At 66.1% G+C, this 21,948-nt stretch carries 19 protein-coding genes; 11 read left to right on the top strand and 8 right to left on the bottom strand.

Annotated features, from left to right (window positions below):
• Positions 1-150: 150 nt before the first annotated feature.
• Complete coding sequence (locus EN862_RS07585; protein WP_127863511.1) at positions 151-1,044, bottom strand: LysR substrate-binding domain-containing protein; 894 nt, start codon at positions 1,042-1,044, stop codon at positions 151-153.
• A gap of 169 nt (positions 1,045-1,213) precedes the next feature.
• On the opposite strand from EN862_RS07585, the gene EN862_RS07580 reads away from it, so the two are divergent.
• From EN862_RS07580 to EN862_RS07540, 9 genes are all read left to right on the top strand, one after another.
• Positions 1,214-2,611, top strand: coding sequence for an MmgE/PrpD family protein (locus EN862_RS07580; protein ID WP_245519516.1), 1,398 nt, complete (start codon positions 1,214-1,216; stop codon positions 2,609-2,611).
• A gap of 7 nt (positions 2,612-2,618) precedes the next feature.
• Positions 2,619-3,860, top strand: coding sequence for an FAD-dependent oxidoreductase (locus EN862_RS07575; RefSeq protein WP_127863510.1), 1,242 nt, complete (start codon positions 2,619-2,621; stop codon positions 3,858-3,860).
• Between the two features lie 3 nt (positions 3,861-3,863).
• Positions 3,864-4,130, top strand: coding sequence for a sarcosine oxidase subunit delta (locus EN862_RS07570; protein WP_127863509.1), 267 nt, complete (start codon positions 3,864-3,866; stop codon positions 4,128-4,130).
• Entirely contained in the window at positions 4,127-6,985 is a 2,859-nt protein-coding gene (locus EN862_RS07565; RefSeq protein ID WP_127863508.1) for a 2Fe-2S iron-sulfur cluster-binding protein, read from the top strand. The genes EN862_RS07570 and EN862_RS07565 overlap by 4 nt, the downstream gene beginning before the upstream one ends.
• Positions 6,986-7,573, top strand: coding sequence for a hypothetical protein (locus tag EN862_RS07560; RefSeq protein WP_127863507.1), 588 nt, complete (start codon positions 6,986-6,988; stop codon positions 7,571-7,573).
• Positions 7,570-8,478 (top strand): dihydrodipicolinate synthase family protein, encoded by a 909-nt coding sequence (locus EN862_RS07555; protein ID WP_127863506.1) that lies wholly within the window; start codon positions 7,570-7,572, stop codon positions 8,476-8,478. Before EN862_RS07560 ends, EN862_RS07555 begins: the two co-directional genes overlap by 4 nt.
• Before the next feature lie 7 nt (positions 8,479-8,485).
• Positions 8,486-9,454, top strand: a complete 969-nt coding sequence (locus tag EN862_RS07550) for a D-2-hydroxyacid dehydrogenase (RefSeq protein WP_127863505.1) — start codon at positions 8,486-8,488, stop codon at positions 9,452-9,454.
• A 75-nt stretch (positions 9,455-9,529) separates the two neighbouring features.
• On the top strand, positions 9,530-11,071 hold the full coding sequence (locus tag EN862_RS07545) for a trimethylamine methyltransferase family protein (protein WP_127863504.1): 1,542 nt from the start codon (positions 9,530-9,532) through the stop codon (positions 11,069-11,071).
• A gap of 12 nt (positions 11,072-11,083) precedes the next feature.
• A complete protein-coding gene (locus tag EN862_RS07540; RefSeq protein ID WP_127863503.1) occupies positions 11,084-12,574 on the top strand; it encodes a D-aminoacylase in 1,491 nt (496 codons plus the stop codon).
• Here the strand turns inward: EN862_RS07540 and EN862_RS07535 are convergent.
• From EN862_RS07535 to EN862_RS07505, 7 genes are read right to left on the bottom strand one after another with little or no spacing between them, the layout of a single operon-like run.
• A complete protein-coding gene (locus EN862_RS07535; RefSeq protein ID WP_127863502.1) occupies positions 12,559-13,224 on the bottom strand; it encodes an isochorismatase family cysteine hydrolase in 666 nt (221 codons plus the stop codon). The two genes, EN862_RS07540 and EN862_RS07535, sit on opposite strands and share 16 nt — an antisense overlap.
• Complete coding sequence (locus tag EN862_RS07530) at positions 13,221-14,504, bottom strand: Zn-dependent hydrolase (RefSeq protein WP_127863501.1); 1,284 nt, start codon at positions 14,502-14,504, stop codon at positions 13,221-13,223. Before EN862_RS07530 ends, EN862_RS07535 begins: the two co-directional genes overlap by 4 nt.
• Entirely contained in the window at positions 14,501-15,661 is a 1,161-nt protein-coding gene (locus EN862_RS07525) for an FAD-binding oxidoreductase (RefSeq protein WP_127863500.1), read from the bottom strand. The genes EN862_RS07530 and EN862_RS07525 overlap by 4 nt, the downstream gene beginning before the upstream one ends.
• Positions 15,658-16,971, bottom strand: coding sequence for a Coenzyme F420 hydrogenase/dehydrogenase, beta subunit C-terminal domain (locus EN862_RS07520; RefSeq protein ID WP_127863499.1), 1,314 nt, complete (start codon positions 16,969-16,971; stop codon positions 15,658-15,660). The genes EN862_RS07525 and EN862_RS07520 overlap by 4 nt, the downstream gene beginning before the upstream one ends.
• Positions 16,972-16,976: 5 nt before the next feature.
• Positions 16,977-17,891: a nitrilase-related carbon-nitrogen hydrolase gene (locus tag EN862_RS07515; RefSeq protein WP_127863498.1), complete on the bottom strand. Its 915-nt coding sequence runs from the start codon at positions 17,889-17,891 to the stop codon at positions 16,977-16,979.
• Positions 17,876-19,306: a dihydropyrimidinase gene (gene hydA / locus EN862_RS07510; RefSeq protein WP_127863497.1), complete on the bottom strand. Its 1,431-nt coding sequence runs from the start codon at positions 19,304-19,306 to the stop codon at positions 17,876-17,878. The genes EN862_RS07515 and hydA overlap by 16 nt, the downstream gene beginning before the upstream one ends.
• Positions 19,307-19,328: 22 nt before the next feature.
• Complete coding sequence (locus EN862_RS07505; RefSeq protein ID WP_127863496.1) at positions 19,329-19,679, bottom strand: RidA family protein; 351 nt, start codon at positions 19,677-19,679, stop codon at positions 19,329-19,331.
• A gap of 235 nt (positions 19,680-19,914) precedes the next feature.
• On the opposite strand from EN862_RS07505, the gene EN862_RS07500 reads away from it, so the two are divergent.
• Positions 19,915-21,168 carry an MFS transporter gene (locus EN862_RS07500; protein WP_245519515.1) on the top strand — a complete coding sequence of 418 codons (1,254 nt, stop codon included), beginning with the start codon at positions 19,915-19,917 and terminating at the stop codon, positions 21,166-21,168.
• On the top strand, positions 21,168-21,932 hold the full coding sequence (locus EN862_RS07495) for an SDR family oxidoreductase (protein WP_127863495.1): 765 nt from the start codon (positions 21,168-21,170) through the stop codon (positions 21,930-21,932). Before EN862_RS07500 ends, EN862_RS07495 begins: the two co-directional genes overlap by 1 nt.
• Positions 21,933-21,948: the final 16 nt, after the last annotated feature.

The following is a 21,948-nucleotide window of genomic DNA, read 5'->3' as shown; positions in this document are numbered from 1 at the left end:
GCCCGTTGCATTCCCCTTGCGGCATGCATGTTAGGGGCGATGCAAAAATCCCGGAAGGGCTCGATCCTTCACAAACCGCAGAAACCCGGCCTTTGAGGCCTAAAAAAACGATGCCATTGGCCGGTCAAATTTTTGAGGCTGAAACGGGTGCTAAGGTCGCGCGGCGTCTTCCCTGGCCCTGGAAAGGATCCATTCCTTGACGGTGCGCGCGATGTTTCCCTTCGAAAGCTGGCTCTCGGTCAGATAGTAATTCCAGGGGCTTGGCGGCCGCACGGGAAACGGCTCGACGAGCAGCCCGCGATCCATATAGGCGTGCGACAGCGAGCGTTGCGTGGCGACGAGGCCGGCGCCCATGGCGGCGAGCTCGAGCGCGATGTTGGAGGCGTTGGTCGACAGGCCCTTGTCGTGCTCTTCCAGATCGACCCCGAGCGCCTCGGTCACCACCTGCCAGTATTCCTGGCGGCCATGCACGAAGATCCAGTCAACCTTGAGCATGTCCTGCGGTGTCTTCAGCGCATGCTCGCCCTCGAGCAGGCTGGGAGCACAGAGCAAGACCAGCTCGTCGTTCCAGAGCGGAATGGCGGCGGGCGGCCGGTCGTCGAAACGCCGCGTCGAGATGGTGATGTCGGCGATCTGCTCACCGATATCCTCCCAGATCGTGCCGTGCAGCACGATCTCGATCTCGGGATGCTTCTTGCGGAAGGCGGCCATGCAGCCCGCCAGCCAGTTTTCCGCAAGGCTCATCGGACAGGAGACGACCACGGTCTTGTTTCGCGAGGAAGCGACGATCGCTTCGGTCGCCTGGTCGATCTGGTCGAGCGCCTGGCGCAGTGTCGGCAGGAACGCCTCCCCCATCTCGGTCAGCTTCAGGCTGCGCGGATAGCGGATGAAGAGCTGCCGGCCGATATAATGTTCGAGCGCCCGCACATGTGTGCTGACCGCGGCTTGCGTGTAGCCCAGTTCCTTCGCTGCCGTGGTGAAGCTCAAATGGCGGGCCGAGCTCTCGAACGAGCGGATATAGTTCAAGGGGGGTGGCGGCTTCATCCCGGTCTCCTGCGGCGCATTCGCATAGCTATCGCATGGGCGACCGGACGTTCAATCGTAGACAAGCGACATGGCATCGATATTTTTGGCCAAAGCCGCCAAACTAATCGCGTGCCTGCGCGATGAACCCAATTTAATGATGTTGTGGAGAGACAGGGGAGATAAGCGCGTGGCTGTGCCGTCATACCGGCGTGAGGGGCCTGTCGTCAGTTCCGATACGTTCACGCGGCTTGCCGATTTCGTGCTGCGGCGTCCTGCCTCCGTCTTTCCCCAGCCGGTGCTGGAACAGGCGCGTTATCTCCTGCTCGACACGCTGGGCATCGCCATCGCCGCCGGGCCGATGGATGCGGGCCGCATCGCCCGTGATGCGGCCGTGCTGCTCTACGGTTCGAGCGATCCGCACTATTCGGCCCGCATGCTGTTCGACGGGCGGCGCGCCAGCATTGCGGGCGCGGCTTACGCCGTCGCCACGCAGACCGACAATCTCGACGGCCACGACGGCTACAGCCCCACCAAGGGCCATATCGGCGTCGCGGTGGTGCCGGCGCTTGCAGCGCTCGCGGAAGCAAGGCCTGACCTCACCGGGCCGGAGGCGCTGGCCTCCCTGGTCATCGGCTACGAAGTCGCCGGCCGGGCCGGCATCGCCTTGCATGCGACAGTGAGCGACTATCATACCTCCGGCGCCTGGAACGCCTTGGGCGTGGCGGCGATCGCGGCACGGCTGCGGCGGCTCGACGAAACGCAATTGCGCGAAGCGCTGGGCATTGCCGAGTATCACGGCCCTCGCAGCCAGATGATGCGTGAGATCGCCACCCCCACCATGCTGCATGACGGCTCCGGCCCGGGTGCCCTTATCGGCCTATCGGCGGCGGTGCTCGCCGAACGCGGCTTCACCGGCGCGCCGGCGGTCACCGTCGAGGCGCCGGAGGTCGCGACGCATTGGCAGGATCTCGGCGTCTTCTGGCAGTCGCTGCATCAATATGTGAAGCCCTACCCGATCTGCCGCTGGGCTCATGCGGCGATCGACGCGGTGCGCGGACTTTGCCTGGCGCACAATCTTGCCCCCTCCGACATCGCCCATGTCCAGGTCAACAGCTTCCACTACGCCGCCACCCTGTTTGACGGCATGCCGGACACGACCTCGAAGGCGCAGTACAGCCTGCGCTTCGCCGTCGCGACCTTCATCATCCATCGGCGCATCGAGTTGGAGCATATTTCGGGCGCCGGGCTCGCCGACGCCGCGGTCGCCGACATGCTCACCCGCGTCACGGTGGTCGAAACCGAACGGCATAGCGCCCGCTTCCCGGTCGGCCGCTGGGCCGACGTCGTCATCACGACCAACGATGGACGCGTATTGATGTCGGGCGACGTGCATGCGCGCGGCGGCCCGGAAGCGCCGATGACCAAGCAGGAGGTCGAGGCCAAATACATGGAGTTCGCGGCACCCGTGCTCGGCTCCGACCGCGCCGCGGCGATCCGTGACGCGGTGCTTTCGCTCGACGACCGTGACAGCCGCTTCTCCGATCTCTCGGCGCTGCTCTACGATCCTCCCACGGCTTCGAGCTGAGCCCGCAATGCCCCTCAGGCTCCTGAAATACGGTCTCAGCAGGGACTATCCGGTCAGCGGCGACATCCCCGCCACGCCCGAGCTGAAGCCGGCCTATGACGTCGTCATCATCGGCGGCGGCGGGCATGGCCTATCCTGCGCGCATCATCTTGCCAAATATCACGGCATCAAGAGCGTCGCGGTGCTGGAGAAGGGTTACCTCGCCGGCGGCAACACTGCGCGCAACACCACCACGATCCGCTCCAACTACATCACGCCGGAAGGCATCGCCTTCTACAAGGAGGGCGTCGAGCTGTTCGAACGCTTGTCGCAAGAACTCGACTTCAACGTCATGTTCTCGCAGCGCGGCCAGCTGACGCTCGCGCATACAGAGGCGACGATGCGCAGCTTCCATTTGCGCGCCGAGATGGGCAAGCACATGGGCACGCGCACCGAGGTCGTCGACCAGAAGGGCGTCGAGGAGCTCTGCCCGCTGCTGAACATGGATTATGGCGGCCCGCTCGAAATCCTTGGCGGCCTCTGGCATGCCGATGGCGGAACGGCGCGCCACGACGCCGTCGCCTGGGGCTACGCCGCCCAGGCGTCGCGGCGCGGCGTCGAGATTCACCAGCGCACCGAGGTGCAAGGCTTCGAGGTCGTCGGCGACCGAGTCCAAGCGGTCAACACGAACCGGGGCCGCGTCGCCTGCGGCCAGGTGCTGATCGCCACCGGCGGCATGAATTACGACGTGGCGCTGATGGCCGGCGTCGAGCTTCCCATCCGCTGCTATCCGCTGCAGGCGATGGTGACCCAGCCGTTGAAACCGTGGCTCAACACGCTGGTCTCGTCGGTCTCGCTGCACACCTATCTCGTGCAGTCCTCGCGCGGCGAGGTGGTCATCGGCGGCGGCTCCGATCCCTACCAGCTCTATTCGACGCGCTCGACGCTCGACATGAAGGAGCATCTCGCCGAAGGCGCCGTCCACCTTTTCCCCTTCCTGCAGGGCGTTCGGCTGCTGAGGCAATGGGCCGGCATCACCGACATGACGCCGGACTACAGCCCGATCATGGGTGCCAGCCCGCTCGCCAATCTCTGGCTCGACTGCGGCTGGGGCACCTGGGGCTTCAAGGCGACGCCCGTCGCGGGAAAGCGCATGGCGCAGACCATCGCCGACGGCCGTGTGCCCGACATCCTGAAACCATTTGCATTGGAGCGGTTCGAAACGTTCCAACTGCTCAATGAAATGGGCGCGACCGCCGCGAGCCATTGATCCATGAAACTGCTCACCTGCCCCATGAACGGTCCGCGCAACATCGACGAGTTCCAGTCCTTCGGACCGGTGCGCGCGCGGCCCGATCCGAACGCAACCGCCGACAGGGACTGGTCGCGGCACCTGTTCCGCGCAGAGAACCGCAAAGGCGTCGTGGTCGAGTGGTGGCGGCACGTGCCAAGCAACTATTTCTTCCTGGCCGAGCGCGATCTCGTGAGCAACGAGATCCTCCGCACCTTCGACGCATCCGAACTGCGGGACCGCGCATGAACCGGCTGCCCGCCCCTTTCGGAAGCCGCATCGACCGAAGCCGCTGCATCCGCTTCACCTTCGAGGGCAAGCCCTTCGAAGGCTATGAGGGCGACAGCATCGCCAGCGCGCTTGCCGCGTCCGGCCAATGGGTGCTGTCGCGCTCGTTCAAGTATCACCGCCCGCGCGGCATCCTGTCGATGACCGGGGCCGACGCCAACGCGCTGGTGCAATTGCCGTCCGAACCGAACGCCGCCGCCGAACGCACGCCGATCAGCGAAGGGCTGCGGGTCAGCGCCCAGAACGTCAACGGCTCGCTCGAGCGCGACCGCGACGCCATCATGGACCGGTTCGGCCGCTTCCTGCCGGTCGGCTTCTACTATCGCACCTTCATGGGTCCGCGCCGCGACAGCTGGCTGCAATTCTGGGAGCCGATCATCCGCCGCAAGGCAGGCCTGGGCGTGGTCGACACCAAGGCTCCGCATCGGCATTTCGACATGACGCATCTGCATTGCGACGTGCTCGTCGCCGGCGCCGGCCCGGCGGGACTGAGCGCCGCGATCGCCGCCGCCGAGGCCGGCGCCGATGTGGTGCTGTGCGACGAGAACCCCGAGATCGGCGGCGCGCTGAGCTATGGCCGCTACGATCCAGCGCTACTCTCCGGCCTGGCTTCGCGGCTCGAGGCGTTGCCCAATCTCAAGCTGCTGACCGGCACCGTCTGCAATGGCTGGTACGAGGACAATTGGCTGCCGCTGATCCAGGGCAATCGGCTTCATCGCACCCGCGCCCGCGAGGTGATCCTCGCGACAGGCGCCATCGAGCAGCCAGCCGTTTTCCGCAACAACGACCTGCCCGGAATCATGCTCGGCGGCGCCGCCCAGCGGCTGATCCGGCACTATGGCGTGCGACCCGGCCAGAGTGCGGTGGTGCTGGCCGCCAATGACGACGGCTACCGGAAGGCGCTCGACTTGCTGGACGCAGGCGTGTCGGTCGTCGAGCTGATTGACCCGCGATCCGCTGATAAGGCCGGTCCGTTGGAAGCCGAGCTCCGCGGCAAGGGCGTCGCCATCCGCAAAGGCGCGACCGTCGAGGCGGCGGACGGCACGGCCGGAAATCGTCATCTCGCCCGCGTCCGTGTCGGCGGAGGCTGGATCGCCTGCGACCTGCTCGCCGTTTCGATCGGCAGCGCGCCGGCATGGCAATTGCCGTGCCAAGCCGGCGGCAAGGTCGGCTACGACGCCAGTACGCAAACGATGACGATCACGCTTCCGCAGGGCTCTGTCCATCTCGCCGGCGCCGTTGCCGGAACGGACGAGATCGAGGACGCAATCGCCAGCGGCCGGCGTGCGGCGGCAACCGCGCTCTCGAGACTCGGCCACGCGGTTGCCGATGAGCCTCCGGCAGCCAGCCCAAAAGTCGCCCGGCCACGCTATGTTCAACCGATCGTCGCCGATCCCAAGGGACGCGACTTCGTCGACTTCGACGAGGATCTGCAGGTCAAGGATCTGCAGAACGCGACCAAGGACGGCTATCGCGAGATCGAACTGGTCAAACGCTTCACCACTGTCGGCATGGGTCCGAGCCAGGGACGTCATTCAGCGCTGGCGACCGCCCGGATCGTCGCCGAAGCGACCGGCCGGACCGTCGGGGAAATTGGCATCACCACGGCGCGTCCTCCGGTCGGACCGGAAACGCTCGGCGTCCTCGCCGGCCATCACGAAGTGCTGGAGCGCCGCACCGCGCTGCATGCGCGGCACGTCGCGCTGAAGGCTGCGATGAAGCCAGTCGGCGCATGGTGGCGGCCCTACTATTACGGCGACGCCAGCAGCGCTGAGGAAGCCGTCCGAGAGGAAATCCTGGCCGTGCGCGAAGGCGTCGGCCTGCTCGACGTCTCGACGCTCGGCAAGCTGGAGATCCGCGGCCCGGACGCCGGTGAATTTCTCGACCGGCTCTACACGATGGCGCATGCCAACCAGCCAGTGGGCCGTGTCCGCTACTGCCTGATGCTCAACGAGATGGGCTCGGTGATCGACGATGGCGTCGCCTACCGGATGGATGAGGACCAGTTCTATGTCACGGCGACCACCGGCGCCGTCGCGCGCGTCTATGCCGACATGCTGTTCTGGAATGCCGAGTGGCGCCTGAAGGTCGACGTGCTCAACCTGACCGGCGCTTTCTGCGGCTTGAACGTAACCGGACCCAAGGCGCGCCAGGTGCTCGAAGCGCTAGACAGCGACATCGATTTCAGCCGTGACGCCTTCCCCTATCTGAGCGGCCGCGACGGCACCGTCGCCGGCGTGCCGGTGCGGGTGATGCGCATCGGCTTCACGGGCGAGCTGAGCTATGAATTGCATTGCCCCTCGAGCCTGGCGCCCAGCCTCTGGGATGCAGTGATGGCCGCCGGCAAGCCGCATGGCTTGCGGCCCTACGGGCTGGAGGCGTCGCGCATATTGCGCCTGGAGAAAGGCCACATCCTGATCGGCCAGGACACGGATGCGATCACCACCCCGGACGAACTGGGCTTCGGCTGGGCGGTCTCGAAGAAGAAGCCGTTCTTCGTCGGCAAGCGCTCGATCGAGATGCGCGCAAGGCTCGGCCAGACCCGCAGGCTGGTCGGCTTGCAGTTCCCCGAAGGCGCCCGCAGCATCCCTGGCGAAAGCTGCCTGGTGTTGCGCGGCGGCACGCCCGTCGGCCAGATCACATCAGTCGGATATTCGCCGTCGCTTGGGCGCCACATCGCGCTCGCCTATGTCCATGTCGACGACCAGGCGGAAGGCAGCCGCGTGACGGTGAAGTGCCGCAACGGCGAGTTGGTGGAGGCCACGGTCGTCGCCCACACCTTCTTCGACCCGACCAACACGCGGCAGGAGATCTAGATGGCCGCCGGCACCGCGACTCGCGTCTACCCCTTCATGCCCGGCGGCGCGGCCGACGGCGCGAAGCTGGTTTCCGGCGCGGTCGCGTTGAGCGATCTTACAGACAAGCCGCGCTTCGGCCTGAAAGGCGGCGGCAGCGCAGCCTGGCTTGCCGCGCAAGGCATTCCGCTGCCGGCCGTCAACCGCATGGGCGAGCATCGCGGCATGCGGGTCCTTCGCCTCGGCAACGAGGACATCCTGCTACTCGCCGAGGACGCCGGCGAGACGCTCGTCCAGGTCAAAGCCGCCTGGCATGCGGCGACGGCGCCAAAAGGTTACTCGTCATGGCGCGAGGAAGGCTGGGCATGGATGCGCCTCTCCGGCCCTCGCCTCGCCGAAGCGATGAGCGGGCTTTGCGCGCTGGATCTGAGACCCTCAAAATTCGGCGCCGACGACATCGCCCAGACCCGCGTCGGCCATGTCGAGGCCGTGACGTTCCGTTCGCCGACAGGTTTCGACATACTCTTCGACGTCACCGCTTCGGCCTACTTCGCCCGCGCCGTCGCGGCGGTGGCCGGCCACACAGACCAGCACAGAGGACTTTCATGACCCGCCCGCAAGGAACAATCGCTCCCATCCTGACGCCGTTCGAAGACGACGGCCGCATCGCGCGCGATCTCTGGATATCTCACGCCAAATGGGTGCTCGGCCAAGGCGCGCATTTCCTCTCGCCCTTCGGCACGACCGGCGAAGCGCTGTCGGTGTCCTTGCGCGAACGCATGCAGGCGCTGGAGTGGCTGGTCGAGGCCGGCATCGCGCCGGACCAGCTGATGCCCGGCACCGGCGTCACCGCGCTGCCCGAAACGGTCGAACTGTCGGCCCATGCCGTCGGCCTCGGCTGTGCCGCGGTCATGGTGCTGCCGTCCTTCTTCTACACCGGCGCCGGCGACAACGGTCAGGCACGCTATTATAGCGAGCTGATCGAGAAGGTGGCAAAACCTTCGATGCGCGTGATCCTCTATCACATCCCGCAGAATTCCGGCGTGCCGGTCAGCCCGGCGCTGACGGCGAGGCTGAGCAAGGAATTTCCGGACACGGTCGTCGCCTACAAGGACAGCGCCGGCGACTGGAACAACACGGCCGCCATCATCGCCGCCGCGCCTGGTATCTCAGTCTTTCCGAGCTCGGAGGCACAGCTCACCAAGGGTCTGGCGAGCGGCGCGGCCGGCTGCATTTCGGCCACGGTCAATCTGAACGCCGCCGCCATCCGCCGCCTCTATGACGCGGCCCGCAAGGGCGAGGACGTCGCCGAGGCGGATGCCGCCATCAAGGCGTTTCGGAAGGTGATCCAGGATGCCGGGCTGATCCCGGCGATGAAGGCGGTGCTTGCGGTCAAGTCCGGCGACCGGCGCTGGCTGAACCTGCGCGCCCCGCATGAGAATGCGACGCTGGAAAACGGCCAGGCTTTGCTTGCCACCCTCGGCGGCGCCGCCGACCATATCGGCCGCGATTGAGATAGCGATGTCGGCGCGCCCAACAATCATCCTGCACACCGACAAGCCGGCGGGCGCGCTTGCCGTGCTCGCCGAGACGCATCCCGATCTCGATGTCCATGCCTGCGACACCTATGCCGGCCTTCCCGCGCTGATCGAGCGCACCAACGCCGAAGTGGTCTATTCGATCCGTTTCGACGGCACGCCGCGCTATCCGCGCCAGGCCCTTGTCGAGAGCCCCACGGTGAAATGGATATCGATTGGCGGCTCCGGTACCGACCATCTCGGTCGCTGGGATCCCGCGCATGTGACGGTGACGAATTCGGCCGGTGTCGCCGCCGGCATGCTGGCCGAATATGCGCTCGGCGCCATGTTGTCCTTCTCGCTCGACCTGCGCGGCTTCGAGCGTCGCCAGCAGGCCCGCCAATGGGGCGGCGGCCGCGTCGAGCCGATCGAGGGCAAGACGGTCCTCATTGTCGGCCTCGGCAAGACCGGTGAGGCCGTCGCACGCCGCGCACAGGCGGTGGGCATGCGCACGCTGGGCATCCGCGCGCGACCGAAACCAATGCCCTCGCTCGACGAAGTGCATGGTCCCGACGCGCTGCCGGCATTGATTGGCCGCGCCGATTTCATCGTCTGCTGCGTGCCGCTGCTGCCCAGCACGCGCGGCCTGCTTGGCGAAGCCGCCTTCGCGGCCATGAAGCCGTCCGCCGTGCTCATCGACATTTCGCGCGGCGGCGTCGTCGACGAAGCCGCATTGCTGCGCGCGCTCGACAACGGGCGGATCAAGGGCGCGGCCCTCGACGTCTTCGCGACCGAGCCGCTGCCGGCAGAGCACCCACTCTGGGCCTACGACAACGTCGCCGTCACTCCGCATTGCGCGGCGGTCTATGACGGCTGGGACATCAAGTCGGTGCGCATGTTCGCCGACAACCTGGCGCGCTACCGCAAAGGCGAGCCGCTGGAGAATGTGGTCAATCCGGAACGCGGCTATTGAAAGCAATTCCAGGAAAAGTGTGAGCGGTTTTCCGTCCGGAATTGCGAAAAAAGAGGATCGGGAAGGAGTAGTCCGATGTCACAGGACAGGCGCGGCGGCGGTCGCCGATCGAAGCTCGGACGCAGCGGCGGCGGCATCGCGCAACTGCCGTGGCAGAGCGTGAAAAACCCCTACCCGCCGATGCAGCTCCTCGACGAGGAGCGCATGGACCAGTTGCACAAGACGTCGATGCGCATCCTGTCGGAGCTCGGCATCCGCGTCATGAGCGAGAAGGTGATGGACCTGTTCGCCAAGGCCGGCGCCATCGTCGACCGCGAGAGCAACACCATCCGCATCGACGAGAGCATCGTCGCCGACGCCCTGCGCAACGTTCCCTCCTCCTTCACGCTGACCAGCCGCAATCCAGGCAAGCAGGTTGAGTTCGGCGGCAATTCGCTGGTCTTCGGCCTGGTCGCCGGTCCGCCCAACGTGCATGACCGCATCAACGGCCGCAGGCCTGGCAACCTGCCCGACTACCAGAACTTCATCCGGCTGGCGCACCACTTCAACGCCATCCACATCATCGGCAACCAGGTGGTGGCGCCAATCGAATTGCCGGCCAATTCGCGCCATCTCGACACCTACCATGCCAATCTGACGCTGAGCGACCTCTCCTTCCATTGCACGGCGATCGGCCGCGCCAGGGCGATGGACGGCATCAACATGATGGCGATCGCGCGCGGCGTCTCGGTCGAGGAGATGCGCGCTTCGCCGGGCGTGACCACGATCATCTCGATCAACTCGCCGCGCCTGTTCGACGACGCGATGGCGGAAGGCCTGATCGCCATGGCCGAGCATGGCCAGCCGGTGACCGTCACGCCGTTCACGCTGATGGGCGCGATGACGCCGGTGACGCTCGCCGCAGCACTTTGCCAGCAGAACGCCGAGGCGCTGTTCGGCGTGACACTGACGCAGCTCGTCAATCCCGGCACGCCGGTAATGTATGGCGCCTTCACCTCCAATGTGGACATGAAGTCGGGCGCGCCCGCCTTCGGCACGCCGGAGAACGCCAAGGCCAACATCATCGCCGGGCAATTGGCGCGCCGCTACAACCTCCCCTACCGCACCTCCAACGCGAATGCCTCCAACGTCGTCGACCTGCAGGCGGCCTACGAGACCGAGATGGCGACCTGGGGCGCGGTGCTCGGCGGCGCCAATTTGATCTACCACGCGGCCGGCTGGCTGGAGGGTGGCCTGACCGCGTCCTACGAGAAGCTCGTGCTCGACGTCGAGATCCTGCAGAACATGATGGAGTTCCTGCGGCCCTTACCGTTCCAGGAAGACGACCTCGGCTTCGAAGCGATCAAGTCGGTTCCGGCCGGCGGCCATTTCTTCGGCGCCGAGCACACCATGTCGCGCTACACCACCGCCTTCTACCAGCCGATGCTTTCCAACTGGCAGAATTACGGCGCCTGGCAGGAAGCCGGCGGCAAGGACGCGCTGGAGCGCGCGACCGATCTCTGGCAGCAGGCGCTGCACGACTATGAGGAACCGGTGATGGACCCCGCGATCCGCGAGGAGCTCGACGCCTATGTCGCGCGACGCCGTGAAGAGATCGCCGCCAATCCGGAAACCTAGGAACTCCACCCAATGCCTTACGATCTCGTCATCCGCCACGCGACGCTGATCGCCGGCGACGGCTCGAAATCCTTCCAAGCCGACATCGCTGTCACGAGAGACCGGATCGCGGCGATCGGCCGGCTGGACGACGCGGAGGGCATCGAGGAAATCGACGCCAAGGGCAAGGTGGTCGCGCCGGGCTTCATCGACGTGCACACCCATGACGACGGCGCGCTGCTAGCCCCGCGCGGCATGGACCCGAAGATCAGCCAGGGTGTGACCACTGTCATTGCCGGCAATTGCGGTGTCAGCCTTGCCCCGCTGCTGCTCGACAGGGCCCCGCCGCCGCCCTTCACGCTGGTCGGCGGCCGCGAGAATTTCCGCTTCGACCGTTTTGCCGACTATGTCGCCGAGCTGAAGCGCCGCGGCATTGCCACCAACGCGGCCCTGCTGGTCGGCCACACCACCTTGCGCCAGCGCTGCATGCCGGTGACCGATCGTCCGGCCAATGAAGCGGAAACGGCGGCGATGCAGGAAGCCGTCGCCGAGGCAATGGCCGAAGGCGCGTTCGGCCTCAGCACCGGGCTCGACTATCCGCCGGCCGTCAAGTCTTCGACCGACGAGGTCAAGGCTTTGGCGACAACCGCTGCGCAGCTCGGCGGTCCCTATGTCACCCACAAGCGCAACTATTTCGAGATGATGGACGAGGCGATCGAAGAAGCGATCGACATCGCCGAGCATGCCGGCGGCAAGCTGTTCATCTCGCATCACCAGTGCACCGGCCGCGCCAATTTCGGCAAGAGCCGGCCGTCGCTCGAGCGCATCGATCGGGCGCGCGAGACGATGGACATCGGCATGGATGTCTACCCCTATGCCGCGAGCTCGACGGTGCTGCGGCTGGAGCGCTGCGACACGGGCCTGAAGATACTCATCACCTGGTCCGATCCGCATCCGGAGATGGCCAGGCGCGAGATTGCCGACATCGCGCGCGAATGGAACTGCACCGAGCGCGAGGCGGGCGAGCGCCTGCTGCCGGCCGGCGCGGTCTATTTCCAGCTTGACGAGGACGATGTCCGCAACATCATCGCCCATCCGCGCACCATGATCGGCTCGGACGGCTTGCCGCACGACATCCACCCGCATCCGCGCCTGTGGGGCACCTTTCCGCGCGTGCTCGGGCACTACGCGCGCGACGTCGGTCTGCTCAGCCTCGAGGAGGCCGTGTTCCGCATGACCGGCCTGCCCGCGAAGGAATTCGGCATCGCGCGGCGCGGGCTGCTGGCCGAAGGCAATTTCGCCGACCTCGTCATCTTCGATCCCGAGACGATCATCGACACCGCCACCTTCGAGGAGCCGCGCCGGCCCGCCGCCGGCATCGAACATGTCTTCGTCAACGGCGTCTCGGTGTGGCGCGGCGGCAGGGCGACTGGCGCGCTGCCGGGTTTGGTTCTGAAACCATCGGCTTCAAAGCCGACCGTCAGAGGCGCATGCGGCTGCGGCGCCGATCACAGCGCCTCGTAAATCCTATCGACCGTCTCCAGCGTGTAGGCGAACTCCACCGGCCGCGTGCAGCGCCAGCCCTCGAAAGGCTGCCCGGCAAGTGCCTTCAGCGCCTCGGGCTGCCGTAGGATACCACCGCCATAGAGCCGGTTCGCCATGTCGAGCATGCCGGTGCGATGCATGGCCTCCGTCATGCTGCCGCAGGCCTCCTTGACCAGCCAGACGCGAAACCCCTGATAGACCGCGTCGAACACGCTTGCGGTCACGCAGCTGTCGGTCAGCACGCCGGCGACCACCAGGTTCTCGATGCCGAGCGCGGCGAGCTGTTGCGAGAGATCGGTGCGGCGAAAGGCGCTCGGCCAGTGCTTGTGGATGACGATGTCGCCCGGCAGCGCCGCCACCTCGGCGCAGATTTCGGCGCCCTCGCTGTCGGCCACGGCCGAGCGCAACTCCTCCGTCAGGACCTCCTCCTGCCGCGCATAGCCGTCGCGTTCCTCCGGCTTCACCCAGGCCTGCGCGTGGATGACGGACACACCCGCCGCCCGGACGGCTCCGATCAGCGCGGCGGTGTTGGCGAGCACCGCGTCATAGCCGACGACCGGCCATGCGGCGCCGGGACGGTATTCGTTCTGCAGGTCGATCACGAGCAAAGCGGTCTTGGCGAGGTTCATGGTTGTTCCAGCGGGTTGTCGAAGTCGGTCACGAAACGCAGAAGCAGTCGGATCGCCTGATCGAGATCGGCGACCTCCATCGCTTCATGCGGGTTGTGGCTGCCGTTCTCGTTGCGCACGAAGAGCATCGCTGTCGGAATGCCGGCACCGGCGAACGTCACTGCGTCGTGCCCGGCTCCGCTCGGCACATGCGGTGCGCGCATCTGCAATTCGGTCGCAGCGCTATCGAGCTTCGCGATCAGCGCCGGTGACATCGTCGCCGGTTCCCAGGTGAAGCGCGGGCCTGTCTCGAAGGTCACGCCGCGCTTGGCGCCAACTTCCGCAAGAATGGTCCGAAGCCGCGCCTCAACCCGCTCAAGAACGGCCGCCTCGGCGCTGCGCACGTCAAGCGTGAAACTGAGCTCTCCGAGAACCCGGCTGCCGCCGTGCTGCGTGGGATCGGACTGCACGCGGCCGAAGGTGATTGTTGCCTCATGCCCTTCGCGCTCGAGCGTGTCCCATTCCGCCTCGAGGCCCGCGACAAGATCGGCAAAGCCGAGCACGGCGTCATGCCGGGCAAAGCGCGGCTCGGCGCCGGAATGAGCATAAGCGCCAAGGCACTTCGCATCGACATAGCGGAACCCGCCGGCAATCCCGGTGACGATGCCGACCGGCGCACCGGCGGCGACAAGGCGCGGTCCCTGCTCGATATGCACTTCGATGAAGGTCGCGATCCGGCCGGCATCGATGCCTGGCACGCCGCGCCGCACGGCATCGGGGTCGAACCCTTCCTCGCGCATGTGCTCGGCCAGAGTACGGCCGCTATCGGATCGCCGGGCTTCGAGCGCCTGGGGATCCAGCAGGCCGAGCGCCGCCTGGCTGCCGGGGTAGGAGAGCGGAAACCAGACCGCTTCCTCGGCGCGAGTCGCCAGCACGATGAGATCGCGCGGCAGTCGGACGCCCTGAGCCACCAGTTCCGCCATCACGGCCAGCCCGGCCACGACGCCTGCGGCCCCATCGAAATTGCCGCCATGCGCCACGCTGTCGAGATGCGAGCCGATGACGATCGCCGGCAAATCCGGGTCACGGCCTTTCAGCGTCAGATAGAGATTGCCGGCGGCATCGGTGCGAGCGATGGCGCCGACCTTTTCCCCCTCATTGCGCACGAGATCATGGGCGAACAGCTCGCCGGGTCCATAGGCGACCCGTGTAATGCCTGGCGCATCGGTCGTCGCGTCAGCGAGCGCATCCAGGATGCGCCCGGCCAGTTCGCCTCCAGCCGTCAGGACGGCGCTGTTCATGACGCAACCTTGCTGGTTTCGGGCGAGACGTTGCGTAGCCGGTGCGGTGTGAGATCGTCCAGCGACACGCCTTGCCTCGCGACATCGTCCGGCAGGCCGCGTCCGGCGATCAGGCTGGCGCAAACGCGCGACAGCGCCGGCGACGTCTTGATGCCGTAGCCGCCCTGTGCGACCAGCCAGACGAAATCCGCAAACTCGTCATCTGGCCCGACCACCGGCGAGCCGTCGGCGACGAAGGTCCGCAAACCCGCCCAGGAGCGCGACACGCGCTGCACCTCGATTGTGGTCGCCCGTTCGAGGCGCTCGGCGCCGATCGCGACATCGATGTCTTCCGCAAAGGCGTCCATCGGCGCCGACGGCGTGGCGTCGGCCGGTGAGACGAACAACTGCCCGGCATCCGGCTTGAAATAGAACTCCGCGCCGACATCGTTGACCAGCGGCCAGTCGCTGATGTCGAGACCGGCCGGCGCCGGGATGTTGAAGGCGGTGCGGCGTTTCGGCAGCAGGCCGACCGGGCGCACGCCCGCCATCAGCGCGATCTCGTCGCCCCAGGCGCCGGCGGCATTGACGATCAGCGGCGCAAGGAATGTGCCCGCTTCCGTCTCGACCCGCCATTGGCCGCCCTGCCTGCCGATGCCTCTCACGCCGGCCTTGGTCACGATGCGTGCGCCATGCGCCCGGGCACCGCGCAGAAACCCTTGGTGCAGGCCGTTGACGTCGATATCCATCGAATGCGGTTCGATATACGCGCCGGCGAGATAATCCCGGCGCAGCACCGGCACGCGCGCGATCGCCTCGTCCGGCGTCATCGCGACGATCGAGGGCACCAGCGCCTGCGCCGCCGCCAGATCCTCGTGCAACAGGTCGAGCTGGTCGGCACGCGCCACGGTGATCATGCCACGCTTGCTGAGCAGTGGATAATCGCAAAAACCTGTCGGCGCCTCGGTCAGGAATGCGCGGCTGGCGAGCACGATGCGACGGATGACGCCATTGCCGTAATTCTCGGTGAAGCTCGCCGCCGACCGTCCCGTGGTGTGGTAGCCGCAATGGCTCTCACGCTCGAGCAGCACAACCTTCCTGTCGCGCGAAATCTCGAAGGCCGCACCCGCGCCGGCCATGCCACCACCGATGATGATCACGTCGGTTTGTTCGTTCATGGATCCCCCAAAACTGGTCCGCGCGGCACGGCAGGCGGCTCGCCCAGCCGGCCGCGCCGCGCGCGATCGCGAGCGCCTCGCCCTTCGGCCAGATTGTCGGCCGGCGAGTTCTGCAAGGCGCAATCCCGCAATGCGAGATCGGTGACCAAAGGCACCGGCTTGCCGGCGATTGCCATGCCTTTCAGCCGCGCCCAAACCGCGCGCCGCTTGCGCACCTGGTGCGACTGCAACTCGCTGATCTCGGCAATGTCGCTCTCCCGCTTGATCTGCAGCGCGCCAGCCTCGACGGCCGCATCGAACAGCTCCAGCCCGCGCTTCGTGCGAACTATGATGCCGTTGAGCGGTTCATCCTCGAACGCCGGTCCGCCGTTCAGCCAGGCATCCGACACCGCGATATCCGCGACCTGGCCGATCGCGTCGGGACAAATCTTGCAGCGCGGCTGGATCATCCATTTGTCCTCGTCCTCCCAGAGCTGCCGATAGCTGATCTCGAAGGAGCGGCCGACCTTGGTTTCGATCCGGTTGAGGCCTGGGTTGCCGTGCCCCCGGTAGCGGAAGAGCGCGAGCTCATCCTCGCTCAATCCGAAACGCTGCAGCACCTGCTCCGACTTGGTCAGGTCCGAGGCGCCGCCGCAGACGAAGGCGAGCGCGTAGCGCATGTGCTCGTCGACGCGGGGATCGAGCCGCGCCAGGTTGCGCACGGCGGTGATGTCGCAGGGCTTGGCGATCAGCGCGAACGGCTCGCCGCGATCGAGGATGTCGTTGAAATCGACCAGCGTCGCCGCGGGCCCATAGCGCGAGCCGGCGCCTTCGAGCACTGAAGCGGCGTCGAAGCTCAGCTTCCGTTCCGTGCGCATCGGCATCGAGCGCGAGGCCGCGACATGCAGCACGAACTTGACCCGCCCTGAGGTGAGCAGGAATTGCCCGAGCGCCGTCAGCGTCCCGCCGCCGGAGCCGACAAACCGGACCGTGGGATGGCCGGCGGAGCCGAGCACGATACGCTCGACAGGCCCCCAGACCGTGTCTGCCAACGCAGCCTCGCTTATCTGCGCGGGCAGCGGACCGGCGATGCGGGTTCCCGGGCAAACGGCGTTGATCTTCGCCAGTGTCGGCTTGTCCAACGCCCGCAACGCCACCGGCCGCTCGCGCCCTTCCGGCGTCGTCACCATCTCGACGTCACCGGGACCGGCGATCGACCGGCAGAGGCCGCAGCCGATGCAAAGACCATTCTCGATGATCTCCCCGAGCGACAGCGGATCGGGCCGAAGCGGCGCTGTGTCCTGGCTGCATCTGGTCTCGATCGGGCCCATCGATGTCAGACCGGATCCGAGATGCGCTTGTACTGGTCCGGGCGGCGATAGAGCGCGAAGTTGAAATTCACCTTCCGGCATGTCTCGATCAGGTCGAGATCGGCGCGGTGCACGATCACCTCGTCGTCGAGCGACATCGCCTGCGCGGCGATCTCACCCGTCGGCGCGACAATGCAGGAACCGCCGATCAGCGCCTGGCCGTCTTCTAGTCCCGCCTTGGCGGCGGCGCCGATCCAGAGCGTGTTCTGATAGGCGCCGGCCTGCATCGGCAGGTGGTTGTGGAACATCCGTAGATGCGCCAGCGCCGGCGCTTCGTCGAGCAGCAGCGGCGTGTTGTAGCCGAGCAGCGCCACCTCGGCGCCGTTGAGACAGAGCATGCGATAGGTCTCCGGCCAGCGGCGGTCGTTGCAGATCGCCATGCCAACGCGAACGCCGCGATAATCGAAGACCGGGAAGCCTAGATTGCCCGGTTCGAAATAGCGCCGTTCGAGATGCGTGGTCGTGCCCGCCTCGGGTTCGCTCGACCCCGGCACATGCATCTTGCGATAGCGGCCGATGAAGGCGCCATCCGGCCCGACAAGATCCATCGTGTTGAAGTGGCGGGTGCGACCATCCTCATGTGTGAGTTCGCAATAGCCCAGCGCGAAGCCGACCTTCAGGCGCGCCGCGGCATCATAGAGGCGCTGCGTCTCCGGCCCCGGCATCGAGGCTTCGAAGAAGGCGTCGATTTCGGCCTGGCCGTCGATGCGCCAACGCGGGAAGAAAGTGGTGAGCGCCATTTCCGGAAAGACCGCAACCTCGGCGCCGGAAGCCGCTGCCTTTTCCAGCAGATGCACCAGGCGCCCGACCGTCTCGGCGCGCGTGGCGCTGCGCTGGATCGGTCCGGTCTGGCAAACGGCGATGGTCAGGCATCGAGCCATGGTGTCCAATCCTCGACTGGTTTTCCCGAAAGTGTGGGATCGGCTGCCATTCGAGCCACAAATTGCCCGAAGCCAGGTTCGGCCTGCAGCTTACCGTCAGCAACCACCGGCACGCCGCGCACCAGGACGGTGGTCGGCTTGCCGGTAACGACCCTGCCCTCATAGGGCGTGAAGTCGACGCGCGAATGCAGCGCCTCGTGCCCGATCGTCCAGCGTGCCGACGGATCCCACAGCGCCAGATCCGCGTCGAGCCCGACGGCAACGCGACCCTTGCGATCGGCGAAACCGTAGGTTGAGGCGGCATTGCGCGAGATCAGGTCGAGATAGCGCTCGAGCGTCAGCCGGCCGGTGAGCAGCCCTTCCGAAAACAGCAGCGGCAGCCGTGTCTCGATCCCGGGAATGCCGCTCAGCGTCGTGGTGAAGCCTGGCGTTTCGGAACGGCCGATCTTGTCCGCGAAATAGTATGGCGAATGGTCGGACGACCACAGGTCGATGCCGCCATTGATCAGCTCTTGCCACAGATGCTCATGGCTGTGCGGCGAGCGCGGCGGCGGCGAAAAGACGAAGCGCGCGGCATCGATTGCCGGGCGGTTAAGATCGCGCGCGCCCAGGAAAAGGTATTGCGGACAGGTCTCGGCGATGGCGGCCACACCGCGCGCTTTCGCCCGCGCCACCTCCTCCGCGGACTGCCAGGACGACACGTGCACGATGGTCATGCGTGCGCCGGTCATTTCGGCGAAGGCCAGAGCCCGATGCGTCGCCTCGCGCTCCATCGTCTCGCTGTGGGCGACGACATGATACCGAATGTCGGTGCGGCCGAGATCGATCAGCCGCTGGCGCGTGCGGCGGATCGCGGCGTCGTTTTCGGCATGGACCATCACGATCCAGCCCAGCCGCCGTGCCGTATCGAGCACCCTGAAGAACAGATCGTCGTCGACGGCAAAACCCTGATAGGTCATGAACAGCTTGACCGAGGCGATGCCACGTCCGGCAAGCTGGTTGAGCTGGGCCTCGACATCCGCGCCGGTGCCCATGGTGACCACGGCATGCAGCCCGTAGTCGATCACGGCGCGTCCTGCCGCGCGCTCCAGCGCGCGGTCGATAGCGCCGATCGTCGTCATGTCCTGTCCGGGCATGCCGAACGGGACGATGCAGGTGGTGCCGCCAAAGGCGGCGGAGATCGTGCCGGAATAGAAATCGTCGGCATTGCCCGCGCCACCCCAGACCGGCTGGTCGAGATGGCAATGCGTGTCGATGCCGCCGGGCATAACCCAGCGGCCGGCGGCGTCGATCGACCTCTGGCCGGAGAGACCCTTGCCGATGGCCGCGATGCAGCCGTCGTCGACGCCGACGTCGCACTCGGACCAGCCATCGTCGAGCGCCACGCGCCCGCCTCTTATCACCAGCTCATGCATTGGCGTATCCTCGCCGGCCGGCTCAGCCGACAGCCGCCGTCACCATGATCTCGACACGATACTGGTCGCCGGCAAGCCGCGCTTCCACCGTGGCGCGCACCGGCATGGCGCTGCGGTCGATCCAGGCGTCCCAGGCAGCGTTCATCATCTCGAAATCGGCAATGTCGCGGAGCCATATCTGAGCGCTCAAGAGCTTCGACTTCTCGCTGCCGGCCTTGGCAAGAAGCGCGTCGATCTTGGCGAGGATCTGCTTGGTCTGACTGGTGGTGTCGCCGGAAAGATCGTCCGCGGTCAGTCCGGCCACATAGACGGTGCCATTGTAGCGCAGCACCCGGCAGAAACGCTGTCCGTTTTCGAGGCGTTCGATCGTCATGCTGTTCCCTTCCGCTGGTTCCCGGGTCTTGGCTTTTGCCTATGGTAAGGAGGGTGCAAAACGGCTGTAAAGCCCGGCGGAAGCCAAGAAGCCGCTTTCCTTCGCGGGCATGGCCAAAAAAATTTTAGCCATAGCCGCGTCAATCTTCGTTTGTGGCAACCACGCTAGAGTGTAGCTTCTTCTCGGGCTGCCGTCGGTCAACGGTCACGCCAGGGGAGCCACTGCAGCCGCATCCATGAGGTCGATCGCTCAATCCGCGGCGCGGCTCTGGCAAAATGCAGAGCGCTCCCGCGCCATGCTGCCGATCCTTGTCGGCGTCTGCCTGGCCTGTATCGGCAGCGCCATGCTGACCACCGCCGTATCGCTGCATCTCGGCAAGCCCGGCATGTCTCCCCAGGTCGTGCAGATCGTGTTGACCGCCTACCCAGTGGGCTTCCTCGTCGGATGCTTGGTGGCCCGCCCGGCGGTCGCGCAATACGGCCATGAGCGGACCTTCGTGGTGATCCTGGTGCTGGCGTTGCTGGCGGCTTGCGGCTTCGTCTTCACCGATTTCCTGCCAAGCTGGATCTGCTTTCGCCTGCTCGGCGGCATGGCGATGGCGTCGCTTTTCGTCGTCTGCGAAAGCTGGATCAACCTCTATGCCGAGCAGCACAATCGCGGCGCGCTGTTTTCGCTCTACATGCTGACGACAGCGATCGCGGTGCTGCTCGGACAACTCCTTGTCGGACTGGTCGGCCCGCAATCGCCGCATCTGTTCCCGGTCGCCGCCGCGACGGTGCTTCTGGCGCTGATCTCCAAATTCGTCGGCGGACGCTGGCCGGCGCTGCCGGCCTCGCCTCCTGATCCTGGCCACACGGGTTCAGCGAGACCGGTCAAACGCCTCGGGCCGCTGGCGCTGTTCCGGCTGGCGCCGGTGACGGTCGTCGCGATCTTCCAGGGTGGCATCACCAACATGAACATCTTCGTGCTGACGCCGATCTACGGCACCCAGATTGGCCTGTCGGCGGCAACGACGGTCGGGCTTGTTACGACCATCAGCATCGCTGGCATGCTGGCGCAAACCCCGGTCGGCTGGCTGTCGGACAGGTTTGAACGGCGCATCATACTGCTTGTCCAGGGCATCCTGTCGATCACGCTCTGCGCCACGATCGCCTGGCTCGGCAATTCTTCGGTGCCGCTGCTTTTCGTGCTGTTCTTCGTCTATGGCTGCACGGCACTGACCGTTTATCCGGTGGCGATGGCGTTCGGCGCCTCGCAATTGCATAGCCGGCATATGGTCGGCGCTTCCGGCACGCTGCTTTTGCTCTATTCGATCGGCAATGTTGCGACGCCCGGCATTTCCGCCGGCCTGATGCAGCATATGGGTGCACCAGCCATGTTCCTGCTTCTGGGTGGCGGTGCCGTGCTGGTCACGCTTGCTGCCTGCTACAATCTGTTGCGCCGTCCAGTCACCATGGCGACGCTGCAGGCCATAGAGGAGCAGGTCTGATGACCGATCCAGCCAAGAACCGCCTGCAAGACAGCGTCATCCTGATCGCCGGCGCCGCGAGCGGCATCGGTGCGGCAATCGCCCGCCGCTGCATTGCCGAAGGCGCGAAGGTGATCTGCGCGGACTACGATCTGGAGCCGGCAACAAAACTTGCCGAAGCGCTCGGGCCTTCCGCCACCGCTTGCCAGTGCGACGTGACGAACATCGATTCCGCGAAATCGGCCGTCGACTTCGCGCAGAAAAAATACGGCCGGCTCGACGGGCTGGTGCACAATGCCGCGGCGCCCTCGACCAGCGCCACCGTCGTGGATCTCGACGAAAGCGCATGGCGGCACGAAATCGATGTTGGTTTGACCGGCGCCTTTCTGATGAGCAAGTTCGCCGTGCCGCTGATCGCGGCGAGCGGCGGCGGCTCGGTCGTCTTCATCGGCTCGCAGTTCGGTCGCGTCGCCACCACCAGGGCGGTCGCCTATTGCGCCGCCAAGGCCGGGCTGATCCACCTCGCCAAAGCGATGGCCGTCGACCACGCGCCCGACAAGATCCGCGTCAACAGCCTGTCGCCCGGTGCGGTGGCGACAACGCGCCTGCTGCGCCGGTTCGCCGATTTCGAAGCGGCCAATGCCGGCCTCGGCCCCGCCCATCTGCTCGGCCGCATCGCCGAGCCAGACGAGATCGCCGCGGCGGCGGCCTTCCTGCTTTCCTCCGACGCTTCCTTCGTCACAGGATCCGACATGCTCGTAGATGGCGGCTATGCGACGCGCTGAGCTCGTGTTTTCAAAG

The sequence above is a fragment of the Mesorhizobium sp. M2E.F.Ca.ET.219.01.1.1 genome (assembly GCF_004016445.2).
GTDB lineage: Bacteria > Pseudomonadota > Alphaproteobacteria > Rhizobiales > Rhizobiaceae > Mesorhizobium.
The sequence above is the reverse complement of the archived record's forward strand: the minus strand, read 5'-3'. Positions and strand labels throughout refer to the sequence as shown.